The 11,575-nt window shown below is 61.5% G+C and carries 12 protein-coding genes and 1 pseudogene; 10 read left to right on the forward strand and 3 right to left on the reverse strand.

Going from position 1 to position 11,575, the window contains the following annotated elements:
- The first annotated feature begins 79 nt into the window (after positions 1 to 79).
- Genes DWU98_RS17755 through DWU98_RS17775 form a run of 5 tightly spaced genes read left to right on the forward strand, consistent with a single transcriptional unit; the run spans position 80 to position 4,422 of the window.
- Entirely contained in the window at positions 80 to 679 is a 600-nt protein-coding gene (locus DWU98_RS17755) for a hypothetical protein (protein ID WP_115496913.1), read from the forward strand.
- 33 nt (positions 680 to 712) lie between these two features.
- A complete protein-coding gene (locus DWU98_RS17760; RefSeq protein WP_115496914.1) occupies positions 713 to 931 on the forward strand; it encodes a helix-turn-helix transcriptional regulator in 219 nt (72 codons plus the stop codon).
- A 7-nt stretch (positions 932 to 938) separates the two neighbouring features.
- A complete protein-coding gene (locus tag DWU98_RS17765; protein ID WP_115496915.1) occupies positions 939 to 2,519 on the forward strand; it encodes an alpha/beta fold hydrolase in 1,581 nt (526 codons plus the stop codon).
- The gene (locus DWU98_RS17770) at positions 2,516 to 3,250 is read left to right on the forward strand and encodes an ABC transporter ATP-binding protein (protein WP_115496916.1); all 735 of its coding nucleotides are present in this window, start codon (positions 2,516 to 2,518) and stop codon (positions 3,248 to 3,250) included. The genes DWU98_RS17765 and DWU98_RS17770 overlap by 4 nt, the downstream gene beginning before the upstream one ends.
- Positions 3,247 to 4,422 (forward strand): ABC transporter permease, encoded by a 1,176-nt coding sequence (locus DWU98_RS17775; protein WP_115496917.1) that lies wholly within the window; start codon positions 3,247 to 3,249, stop codon positions 4,420 to 4,422. The genes DWU98_RS17770 and DWU98_RS17775 overlap by 4 nt, the downstream gene beginning before the upstream one ends.
- Before the next feature lie 157 nt (positions 4,423 to 4,579).
- Here DWU98_RS17775 and DWU98_RS17780 read toward each other — a convergent pair whose 3' ends face one another.
- Together DWU98_RS17780 and hemH are read right to left on the reverse strand one after the other, a co-directional pair.
- Positions 4,580 to 5,452 (reverse strand): alpha/beta fold hydrolase, encoded by an 873-nt coding sequence (locus tag DWU98_RS17780; protein WP_115496918.1) that lies wholly within the window; start codon positions 5,450 to 5,452, stop codon positions 4,580 to 4,582.
- Positions 5,449 to 6,504, reverse strand: coding sequence for a ferrochelatase (gene hemH / locus DWU98_RS17785; protein ID WP_115496919.1), 1,056 nt, complete (start codon positions 6,502 to 6,504; stop codon positions 5,449 to 5,451). The genes DWU98_RS17780 and hemH overlap by 4 nt, the downstream gene beginning before the upstream one ends.
- Positions 6,505 to 6,630: 126 nt before the next feature.
- Between hemH and DWU98_RS17790 the strand changes: the two are divergent.
- The 5 genes and pseudogenes from DWU98_RS17790 to DWU98_RS17810 form a co-directional block, all read left to right on the forward strand.
- A pseudogene (locus DWU98_RS17790) lies at positions 6,631 to 7,305 on the forward strand (lipid-binding SYLF domain-containing protein); the annotation flags it as partial.
- A gap of 66 nt (positions 7,306 to 7,371) precedes the next feature.
- Entirely contained in the window at positions 7,372 to 7,614 is a 243-nt protein-coding gene (gene tatA / locus DWU98_RS17795) for a Sec-independent protein translocase subunit TatA (protein ID WP_115496921.1), read from the forward strand.
- A 19-nt stretch (positions 7,615 to 7,633) separates the two neighbouring features.
- Complete coding sequence (gene tatB, locus DWU98_RS17800; RefSeq protein ID WP_115496922.1) at positions 7,634 to 7,996, forward strand: Sec-independent protein translocase protein TatB; 363 nt, start codon at positions 7,634 to 7,636, stop codon at positions 7,994 to 7,996.
- Positions 7,983 to 8,744, forward strand: a complete 762-nt coding sequence (gene tatC / locus DWU98_RS17805) for a twin-arginine translocase subunit TatC (protein ID WP_115496923.1) — start codon at positions 7,983 to 7,985, stop codon at positions 8,742 to 8,744. The genes tatB and tatC overlap by 14 nt, the downstream gene beginning before the upstream one ends.
- Positions 8,741 to 9,949 carry a class I SAM-dependent methyltransferase gene (locus DWU98_RS17810; RefSeq protein WP_196239531.1) on the forward strand — a complete coding sequence of 403 codons (1,209 nt, stop codon included), beginning with the start codon at positions 8,741 to 8,743 and terminating at the stop codon, positions 9,947 to 9,949. Before tatC ends, DWU98_RS17810 begins: the two co-directional genes overlap by 4 nt.
- A 10-nt stretch (positions 9,950 to 9,959) precedes the next feature.
- Here the strand turns inward: DWU98_RS17810 and DWU98_RS17815 are convergent, their stop codons facing one another.
- Complete coding sequence (locus tag DWU98_RS17815) at positions 9,960 to 11,561, reverse strand: hypothetical protein (protein WP_147293364.1); 1,602 nt, start codon at positions 11,559 to 11,561, stop codon at positions 9,960 to 9,962.
- Positions 11,562 to 11,575: the final 14 nt, after the last annotated feature.

An 11,575-nucleotide genomic window follows, 5' to 3' on the forward strand; every position in this document is an offset into this window, starting at 1 on the left:
TAAAGCACACTTGACACAACGGGTCGCCGTTACCTACTCTCCGTGTCAAGCACGCTTTACATGACCTGGGGGAGGGGATATGCCGCGCTTTACACAACGGCAATACGAATGGCGGGTGCTGGCCGCAATGGCCATCTATGCCGGGTTCTTGCTGTATGTCTGGCCGCTGGTGGGTACCACGGGGAGTTACCCGCTGAAGTTGCTGCTGGCCCTGGCGCCGGCCTTGCCTGTGATCTATGTGCTCGCGCAAATGGCGCGACGTATTCGCGCGAGCGATGAATTGGAGCAACGCACGCATCTGATCGCGCTAGGCGTCGCGGTGGGCGTGGTCGGCGCACTCAGTCTGGTGGGTGGATTTCTGTGCATCGCGCACGTGCTGAAGCTCGATGGCTCGATCCTGATCTGGGTATTTCCGGTGATCATGTTCAGCTACGGCGCCACGCGCTGGTGGTTATTGCGCAGGTACGGCGGAGTGATGTGTGACGAGGAGGCCAAGGTCTGGCTTTGGCTGCGCTTTGTCTTGATCGGCGCCATTGTGCTGGCGATGGCAATGATGCATCCGAAGGACCTGGACGATTACCGGCTCGGTTTCATCTACGGCACCGGCGCGGGGATGATGGGCATGGGACTGGTGGTGGCCTTGGTGCAATGGCGCAGACGCAAGTTCCGCAGTCAATGAGCGCAGGCACCCTTTGCGCAACGATCGAACACCATGAATAACCAAGTACGCGAATTGCGCGGCGAGCGTGGCTGGTCGCAAGCTGAGCTCGCGCAGAAACTGGATGTATCGCGGCAAACCGTCAACGCCATCGAGACCGGCAAGTACGATCCGAGTCTGCCGCTGGCATTCAAGATCGCGCGCCTGTTCGGTAGGTCGATCGAAATGATTTTCACGGACGCGCCACGCGTCGTTGAGCCCGAAGAGGAGTGAGGGAGACATGGCCTTGAAGGCAAGAACCGTTCTACGCATTGCGGCTGCTGTGGTCGTGCTGGGCGTGTTGGGGTATCAGCATTGGCATCGCGTCGATAAACCGGCAACCGCCGACGAGGCCGACAGCGCGCCCCTCACCGCACCGGCCGACAGCAAAGAGCCGTCGCGGCCTGTGCGTACCTGGCAACGCGGATCGCTGACGTTCAAGCCATGCGAGCTGGGGCGCCCCGGCAGCGGCGCGACGGCGCAGGCGTGGTGCACCACGTTCGAGGTGCCGGAAAATCGCGATGATCCACACAGTCGCCGCATTGGCCTGAAGGTGGCCATCGCACGCAGCGATGCGCAGGTACCGCAGGCGGACATGGCAGTGCTGCTGGCCGGCGGACCCGGCGAGGCCGCCACCGAAGCGTGGGTGCTGGAAGCGCCTGCATTTGGCGAGGTACGTAAACATCACGACGTGCTGTTGATCGATCAGCGCGGCACCGGTGGCTCCAATCCGCTCAGCTGCAAGAAGGCCGAAGACGCCTCCGAGCAAGAGACGTTCACCGTGGACCTGGACAAAGTGCGCAAGAACGTCGCCTCCTGCTTGGACGAAGTGCGCCAGACAGCCGATCCACGCTTCTATACCACCACGGTAGCGCTCCAGGATCTGGAAGACGTGCGCAAAGCGCTAGGTTCGCCCGCGCTGGATCTGGTGGGCGTGTCCTACGGCACCCGCGTGGCGCAGCAATACGTCATGCGCTATCCCGCCAGCGTACGCAGCGTTGTGCTCGATTCGGCCGTGCCCAACCAGGTGATACTCGGCGAGGATTTTGCTGCCAATCTCGATAGCGCGCTGAAAAAAGATTTTGCCAAATGCACGGCGATTGCGGCATGCAAGCAGCGTTTTGGCGACTCCATGCAGACATTGGATCAATTGCGCGATGCGCTGCGCGCGAACCCGCACAAGGTCAGCTTCCGCGATCCGGAAACATACGAGACGGTGGAGCGCCCGCTGACCGAGTTCTCGCTGGCCAGCGTGGTGCGCATGTTTGCGTACGAGCCTGAAACGGCGGCGTTGCTGCCGCTATCCATCAACTCGGCGGCGCACGGCGATGTGGGTCCGTTGCTCGGGCAAGCAAAGCTTTTAACCGGTGACCTCAGCGGCGACATGAACAACGGCATGTCGATGAGCGTGATCTGCAGTGAGGACGCCGATCTGCTGCAGCCGCGTCCGCAAGACCAGGACACGATCCTGGGCAATCACCTGATCGACGCCATCAAGGCGCAGTGCGACGTGTGGCCGCACGGCACGCGCCCGGATGATTTCCACGCCGCCATCAAAAGCGACAAACCGATCCTGATTCTGTCCGGCGAGCTCGATCCAGTGACGCCGCCAAGCTATGGCGAGCAGATCTTGCCGGGTCTTTCGCATGCACGGCAGCTGATCTTCAAAGGGCAGGGCCACTCGGTGCTTGGTCGTGGCTGCATGCCGCAATTGCTGGGCAAATTCATCGATAAACCCGATCCGAAACAGCTCGATGCAAGTTGCCTGGACAAGCTCGGCGATACGCCCGCATTCATCGATTTCAATGGAGCCGCGCCATGATCGAAGTAAGGGATTTGCACAAACATTTTGGCAACGTCAAAGCGGTGGATGGTGTGAGCTTCATCGCGCACGATGGCGAAATCACGGGGCTGCTTGGCCCAAATGGCGCTGGCAAAACCACCACGTTGCGCATGCTCTATACGCTGATGCGGCCCGATCAAGGACAGGTGCTGGTCGATACTATTGACGTCGCACGCGATGCCGAAGCGGTGCGTCGGCGTCTGGGTGTCCTGCCCGATGCTCGTGGTTTATACAAACGCCTCACCGCGCGCGAGAACATCGAATACTTCGCGCGACTGCAGGGCATGGATGAGGCGCGCATCCGCGCTCGCCGCGATCAACTGATCGCGGCGCTGGACATGGCCGACATCGCAAACCGCCGTACCGAAGGGTTCTCGCAGGGCCAGCGTGTCAAGACCGCGATCGCGCGAGCGCTGGTGCACGATCCTAACAACGTGATCCTGGATGAACCCACCAACGGCCTCGACGTGATGGCCACACGCAGCATGCGCCGGTTCATGCGGCAGCTGAAGGAAGAAGGCCGCTGCGTGCTGTTTTCCAGTCACATCATGCAGGAGGTGGCGGCGCTGTGCGATCGCATCGTGGTGATCGCACACGGCCGCGTGGTGGCGGATGAATCGCCCGAAGCGCTGCGCGCGCAAACCGGCGAGGCAAACCTTGAGGATGCCTTTGTGAAAATCATCGGTAGCGAAGAGGGGCTGGCCGCATGAAAACCACGCTGACGGTATTCCTCAAAGAAGTGAAGGAAAACCTGCGCGACCGGCGCACCATCATGAGTGCGCTGATCTTCGGTCCGCTGATCGGCCCGCTGTTGTTCGTGATGATCATGAATGTGGTGCTCACGCGCGAGTTGAACAAGGCCGACCAGCCCATCAAGGTGCCGGTGATCGGTGCGCAATACGCGCCCAACATGATCGCCGCACTCAAGCAGCAAGGCCTGGTACCGCAGCGGGCAATGGCTGACCCCGAAACGGCGGTGCGCGATCGCACGGCTGAGGTGGTGCTGCGCATTCCCAAGGACTTCGATAAGTCCTGGCATAAAGGCGAGAGCGCGCAAGTAGAGCTGATCTACGACTCTTCGCAAAGCGATACCGGTGGTTCAGTGGATCGTTTGAAGCGCATGCTCGAGGGCTACAGCCGTCACCAAGGTGCAATGCGATTGGTGGCGCGCGGGCTTTCGCCGACGATGATGGTGCCGGTATCAGTGGACGATCGAGATCAATCCACGCCGCAATCGCGTGCCGGGCAATTATTCGCCATCATGCCGTACTTCTTCATTTTGACGATCTTCATGGGTGGCATGTATCTGGCGATTGACCTCACCGCCGGTGAGCGCGAACGACAGTCGCTGGAGCCGTTGTTCGCCAACCCCGTGCCGCGCTGGAAAATACTGCTCGGCAAGCTCGGTGCGATCTATGTGTTCTCGTTGGCGAGCTTGCTTATCTGCGTGACGGCGTTTGGTGTGTGCGGCACGTTCATTCCGGCCGAACGCTTGGGGATGCTGATCGATCTGGGGCCGGCCTTTGCCGGGCAGGTGCTGCTGATCATGGTGCCACTGGTAATGTTGCTGGCTGCGCTGCAAACGCTGGTGGCGGCATTCGCCAAGAGCTATCGCGAGGCGCAGACGTATCTGTCCATCCTGATGCTGGTGCCTGCATTGCCGTCGGTCATGCTGAGCGCCATGCCGGTGAAAGTGGCTAACTGGATGTATGACGTGCCGTTGCTTGGGCAGCAGGTTGGCATCACGCAATTGTTGCGCGGTGAATCGCTGACGATGATGGAGATTGCTCAGTGCATCGTGTCCGGCCTGGTGGTGGCGTTACTGGCGACGCTGGTGACGGCATGGGTATATCGGTCGGAGCGATTGGCTATTTCTGCGTAATGCTTTGGCTTCTGCCCTGTGCAACGAAGAGCTGTCACCGGGCAGGGGCGGCCATTTGAGGAAGACTTGCACCGCGCGAGACGTGTCTTTGCCACGGGCATCAGTCTGCCTACTCGTCATTCCGGCCTGCGCCGGAATGACGGTGAGGCGAGTTCGGCTATGGTGTGTGCACCTGCATAAGCCACGCAGTCACCGCATCCGGATGTTCCAGGTGCAAATGATGCCCACCGTCCATCTGCGTGACCGCAATGTCTCGCACACACGCGCCGCGTGCTTGCATCATCGCGCTTGGCAGATAAGACGTGGCGGGTTTGGCCAACAACAGCGCGGTGGGTGCTTCGATGCCGGCAAGCAATGCGTGGATTTGGCTTTCGGCCAAACGAATCGCACTGGGCCGCGTAAGACGCGGATCGCTGCGCCAGCGATAACCGCCTTCCACCGCGATCAGGCCGCGCTCGACGATCGGGCGCGCCAGGTCCGCACGCAGCCCGCTTGCCATGGTGCGCGCGCTGATGGCTTGCTCCACGTGCTGGAATACACGCATCGACTTGCCACTTTCCGTTGGCACGACAAACGCGTCGCGAAAACGCTTCAACGTGTTCGTGCCATCGTCTCCCAGCGGGCCGAGTCCTTCGATCAGATACAGGCGATCGATCCGCTGCGGTGTCGCGGCCGCTACCAGGGCGGCGATACCCGCGCCGAGTGAATGGCCAAGCAAGGTGTAGCGTTCCAACCCCAGTAAGGACGCCGCGCTCGACACCGCGCTTACGTAATCGACGTAGTGATAACTGATGCCGGCGGGCAGATGACTGGAATGTCCGTGTCCCGGTAATTCCAGCGCGATCACGCGAAAACGGGCGGCCAGCTTCGGCGCGATCAACGCAAAACTTCCGGCGTTATCCAGCCAGCCGTGCAAGGCCAGCAGCGGCGGCGCATCTGCATGACCCCATACCTGAGCGCTGAGCGAGAGATGATGCGATAGTGTGATGCGCTGTTCGTTCGCCTCGTTTTCGCGCGAGGTAGGGCTCATGTCGCCTCGTCCGATAAAAATTCAGGCCAGTCATGAGCGTGGCGCCGGATCAATGCGCCGAGGCTTGCGATCTGTTCTTCGCTATCGTTGAGTGCGGGAATGTAGCGCAGTGACTCGCCGCCCGCGGCGACGAACATGTCGTGGTTCTGCATGGCGATTTCTTCCAGCGTTTCCAAGCAATCCACCGCAAAACCGGGGCAGGCGACATCCAGGCGACGGATGCCTTCGCCCGCAAGGCGCCTCACCGTGGCGTCGGTGTAAGGCTGCAGCCAGGCTTCGCGCCCGACGCGTGATTGAAAGCTCACTTCAAGCTGCGTTGCATTCAGGCCCAGCCGCTCGCGAAGCCGTTGCGCCGTGCCCTGGCAGTGATGCAGGTAGGGATCGCCGGCGTCGACATAACGTTGTGGAATGCCGTGGAAGGACAGCAGCAGCTTGTCGCCCCGGCCGTGCGCCGACCACCAGCGCTCGATGGAGCGCGCCAGGGCATCGATGTGGCCGGCATCCGCGTGGTAGTCGTTGACGATGCGCAGTTCCGGCGGCCAGCGCAGTTGCTTGAACGTGTCGGCGACGGCGTCGATCACCGAACCGGTCGATGTGCCCGAATACTGTGGATACAGGGGCAGCACCAGCAGGCGGCGCACGCCCTCGCGCTGCATCTGCTCGATCTGCGTGCGCACCGACGGCGCCCCGTAGCGCATGGCCAGCGCCACGCGAACCGATCCCCGCACGGCCGTGCCCAGCGCGGTCTGCAGCGCCGCGGCAAGCTTCTCGGACTCCACCCGCAGCGGCGAACCTTCGGGCGTCCAGATGCGTGCATAGGCATGCGCCGAGCGTGCCGGACGTATGCGCAGGATCACCCCATGCAGGATCAGCCACCACAGCCAGCGCGGGTACTCGATCACGCGAGGGTCGCCCAGAAACTCGGCCAGATACGGCCGCACTGAACGCGCCGTCGGTGCGTCCGGTGTGCCGAGGTTCACGAGTAATACGCCAGCCTGAGCGGGATGGTCGTAGGATGGGCGGGCTAGGCCGGTATAGTGACTGCGTGGCATCGTGACGGATGGCGGCGGGATAGCGGATCAAGTCTGCCACAAGCGCTTCGCGCGCCGCCGGTATCATGCTCGCGATTCCGCGCATTTTTCAGATTCAGAACCACGGAGCTGCCTATGTTCAAAGCATTGCAACGTCTCTCGCTGCTCGCCCTTGCGCTGCTGTTGCCGGTCGCGGCCGTGCACGCCGACGACGATACCCCTGCACAGCGCGCCCAAAATGCCGTGCGCGTGCTCAATGAAATCGAGCAGGCGCCGGACAAATCCATTCCCACCGACCTGCTGCGCGATGCCAGGGCGATCGCGGTGATTCCCGATGTGCTCAAGGTCGGCTTCGTGTTCGGTGGTCGTCGCGGCGAAGGCCTGATTTCGGTAAAGAATCCCGACGGCACCTGGTCCAATCCCAGCTTCATCTCCTTTGGTGGCGGCAGCGTGGGTTTCCAGATCGGCGTCTCCAAGACCGACGTGATCCTGGTATTCCGCACGCAGCGGGGCGTGGATTCCATCGTCAACGGCAAGTTCACGCTCGGCGCGGATGCCTCGGCAGCGGCCGGCCCCGTGGGGCGCACGGCGTCCGCCGCAACTGACCAGCAGCTTAAGGCGGAGATCTATTCCTATTCACGCGCCCGGGGGCTTTTCGCGGGCGTGGCGCTGGACGGTTCGGTGCTGAAGATCGATTACGACGCCAATGCGCAGGTTTACGGCGCCGGAATAACCCCGCGCCGCATCTTCGAGGGCGGGGTCAGCAACGTCCCGGCGGCGGTCGTCCACTTCCGCGACGCCCTGGAGGAGTACACTGCACGGTGATACGGAAAGCCGGCGCCTGCTCCCCGCAGGCGCGGACGGCGTGATTCCGCAGCGAGGTTTTTCATGGGTTTGGACAGCATTTGGCACTGGGCGATCCTGCTCGTCATCATCCTGCTGGTGTTCGGCACCGGCAAATTGACGCGGGTTGGCTCCGATCTCGGTAACGCCGTGCGTGGCTTCAAGAAAGCCATGCAGGGCGACGAGGACGAAGAGAAGCGCAAGGCGCAGGAGAAGCTGCAGGCCGACCCAGTGCCGGACGCCAGCAGCACGGCCAGCCAGCAGCGCGATTCCAGCGAATCGAAATAAGCATCTAAGGTACAGCGACATGATCGAGATCAGCCTCGGCAAGCTGGTGTTGCTGGCGCTGATCGCGCTGATCGTGCTCGGCCCGGAAAAGCTCCCGCACGCCGCCCGCACGGCCGGTGCTCTGGTGCGCCGCCTGCGCGCCGGGTGGGACAGCGTGCGCGCCGAAGTGGAGCGCGAACTGGAAATCGAGGATCTCAAGCGCACCGCACGCGAGGCGGCGGCGCGCGCCGAAGCCATGCAGGCCGAAATGAACAAGGCGGCACGCGAGACGCGCGAGCACGTGGCCACCACGGCTGCGGACGTGCACAGCAGCATCGCCGAGACACGGAACGATGTCGCCGAAGCGGTTGCATCCAAGGAAGCACCGCATGGCACCGTCTGAGCCTGAACTCAATCTGCAGGAAGGCCTGTTTTCCCATTTGATCGAACTGCGGTCGCGGTTGATCAAGGCGATATTCGCGCTGGTGATTGTGTTGGTGGCGTTGGTTCCGTTTGCGAACCGGCTTTACTCCTGGCTGGCCGCGCCGCTGGTATCGCGCCTGCCTCAGGGTGCGCATCTGATTGCCACCGAGGTCGCCAGCCCCTTCATCACGCCGCTGAAGCTGGCTTTCTACACGGCGCTGTTCATCAGCATGCCGGTGATTCTCTATCAGCTTTGGGCGTTCGTGAGCCCTGGTTTGTACAAGCATGAAAAGCGGCTGGCGCGTCCGTTGCTGGTCGCCGCGCTGATCCTGTTCTACACCGGCTGCGCGTTTGCCTATTTTCTGGTGTTGCCGGCGGCGTTCCGCTTCCTCACGGCGGTGACGCCGCAAGGTGTGGAGATGATGACGGATATCACGCATTACCTGGATTTCGTGATGCTGATGTTCTTCGCCTTCGGCCTGTGTTTCGAGGTGCCGGTCGCCGTGGTGGTGCTCGCGGCGGTGGGCATTGTCGACCTGGACAAGTTGCGCAAGGGGCGACGTTACGCCGTGGTCGGTGCGTTTGCGATCGCCGCGGTCGTCACGCCGCCGGACATCACCTCGATGATCATGCTGGCCATTCCGATGTGCCTGCTCTACGAACTGGGCGTTCTCGCCGTACGCTGGTTGCTGAAGCCGCAGGCGGCCGATGCACCGTCGCATCCATGATGAATTCATCCAAGACCTCACGCCTGCCCGAGCCGGCACCCGACGAGCTCGCCCATTCCGAACGTCTGTTACAGCATCTGCGCGAAACGATCGCTTCGCACGGGCCGATACCCTTCTCGCAATACATGGAGCGTTGCCTTTACGCGCCAGGCCTTGGGTATTACAGCGCGGGTAAAACCAAGTTCGGCGAAGCGGGCGATTTCATCACGGCACCGGAACTCGGTGAGCTGTTTGCGCGTTGTGTCGTTCAGGCCGTGCAACCCGTGCTCGCCATGTTGGGCAGTGACGCGGATGTCCTCGAGCTTGGCGGCGGCAGCGGTGCATTCGCCGAAGCCGCGCTGCGGGCGCTCGCCGAAAAAAACATGCTGCCGCACCGCTATCTGATGCTCGAGCCCAGTGCCGATCTGCGCGATCGACAGCGCGCCCGGCTCGCTGCATCCTTGCCTGCAGAGATCATGCAGCGTGTGACATGGATCGAGCGCCCGCCGGAAGAAAACTGGCGCGGCATCCTCTTCGCCAATGAAGTCATCGATGCGCTGCCTACCACCCGCTTCGTGATCCGTCATGGCGAGGTCTACGAAGAACATGTTGCCCTTGATGGCGAGGCACGCCTGCTGCGTGTCGATCGCCCGGCTGATGCGCTGGTTGCCGGTTCGGTGCGCCACGTCGAGCGCGATCTGGGGCGGAACTTCGAAGACGGTTATCGCTCGGAAATCCTGCCGCAATTGCCGTACTGGATGCAGGCCATCGCGGGCTCGCTGCAAGCGGGTCTCATGTTGTTCATCGACTACGGCTACGTGCGTCGCGAGTTCTATTTACCCGAACGCCAGGACGGTACGCTGATGGCGCACTATCGCCATCGCGCCCACAACGATCCGCTTTACCTGCCGGGCCTCAACGACCTCACCGCTTCGGTGGATTTCACCGCCCTGGCCGAAGCCGGCAACAGCGCAGGTTTCGGCGTGGCAGGCTATTTGCCCCAAGCACATTTTCTGATCGCCGCTGGCCTGCAGCAGGTTTTCGAACATGTCTATGAACAAGCGGCCAATGACGCCGCACGCTACCAACTCGCGCAACAGGTAAAAAAACTCACCCTGCCAGATCAGATGGGCGAACGTTTTCAGGTGATGCTGTTTGCGCGGGGACTTGCCGCATTGCCGTTGCCCGCGGATGTGCTGGCGGCGGACCAGAGCGGGCGGCTGTGAACGAGCCGCGTCAGTGTGGCAGTGATGGTTGCGTCGTGCGGCCTTCCAGCCAATAAAACACGGCGCGGCCATCGAGTGTGGTGAATGTTCGCTCAGTAATCGTCTTAGTCCCTGCCTGTTGTAGCACCTGCATGTAGTGCGCGCGTTCGGTCGGCTGCCAATAAACCAGGCGCAAGTCGCTGTAGCCATCGCGCTTCAAGTCCAGCAGCGTTTCGGGCGATGCATCGATGACGTAGCGCACTTTGTTTTCCGTCAGCAGGCAGAACGAGGTGAAGAAGCCCCATTCCGGGAAAATGTAAGCGGACGTCGATGGAGCATTGCGCGCCTCCACCGCCAATTGCGTCAGCGCGCTGGTGCTCAAACCTTCGCCGCCGCTGTGTGCAAGGCTTTCATGAAAGGCCACTTGCTGAGTGAGATTCCCGATCAACCAGGCGATGCTGGCGAGGCCCATCAGGGCGGTCTCAAAAGGTTTGCGCGTCTGCATCTTCAAGACGCTTGTCAGCAACGCGAGCGGCAGCAAGTAGACAAACGGCACGAGTACGCAAAAATGATGTGCCCATAGGCGATGCCCAAACAACGAGGCAACCAACAGATACGACAGCGGTAGCAGACCAAGCAGCGTCGCTGGCGGTGCCTGGCGCCGAAGTACAAGCGACCCCAGGCACCAGACAGACAGCACCAACAGGCATGCCGCAAACACATAGAACTTCACCACGCCCCAGGCGGAGGGAAGTGCGTGGCCGAATACCATGGCGTCGTTGCCATTATTCGTAATGGCCAGCATCGCCATACGCCATGCATACAGGAGATTTCCTCCATTCGTGCCACCGCTTTCGAACGGGTGCAGCGCGCCGAGAAGGCCGCGGATGAAGGCTACGGTTGCCCCGATGCCGTGCAGCTTGAGCGCCAGCGACACGTATCCCACCGCAAAGGGCGCAAAGCCGACGGCCAGGCCGATGGCCCAGCGCACCGTATCGCGCAGATTGGATTTTGGCCTCAGCGCGATCAACGCAAACATGCCAGGCACAAAGAACAGCAGCACGAAATAGCCGTAGCCTGCGAGCCCCGAGAAGAAGCCTGACCAGAACAGGCGATGCCGCGAAAGTGGTGTGTCTGATTGCAGTGGCAGCGCGAGCATCAAGGAAACCGCCAGCCACGTCGCCCCGCCCATGACGATGTAAAACTGCGTACGGAAGGAGGCCGTAAATGCAATTTCGGTGGCAAGCCCCAATGCGGCGGCCATTGCCAACGCCGTCGATTTGCTCAGCCGTTGTGCGGCTACAAAAAAGGCGGCGAGCAGGCCTGCGCCAAACAACGCTTGAGCAATGCGCAACGGCCCGACGTCGAAACCGAAGATCGTCAGCACAGGAAGGTCGACGTAAAAATTCTGCACGCCGTGATAAAGGTTGCCAAGGATCGGAAAAAGCTTGGAGGGAAGGCCGGCGGTGGGGTTATGCAAATGATGATGAAGCTTTTGTGCGGCAAGAAAATCCGGGTTCACCGCATCCATGTACAAGCCGGGTAAATCGATGTGGACGGCCACGGCAATCATGAAGACGATGACGGGCAGCGTCCATAAATACCGGGAAATAGCATTAATCCGTAAGTGCATCATCCAATTCCGTC

The organism is Dyella monticola, from assembly GCF_003363155.1.
Classification (GTDB): Bacteria; Pseudomonadota; Gammaproteobacteria; order Xanthomonadales; family Rhodanobacteraceae; genus Dyella_B; species Dyella_B monticola.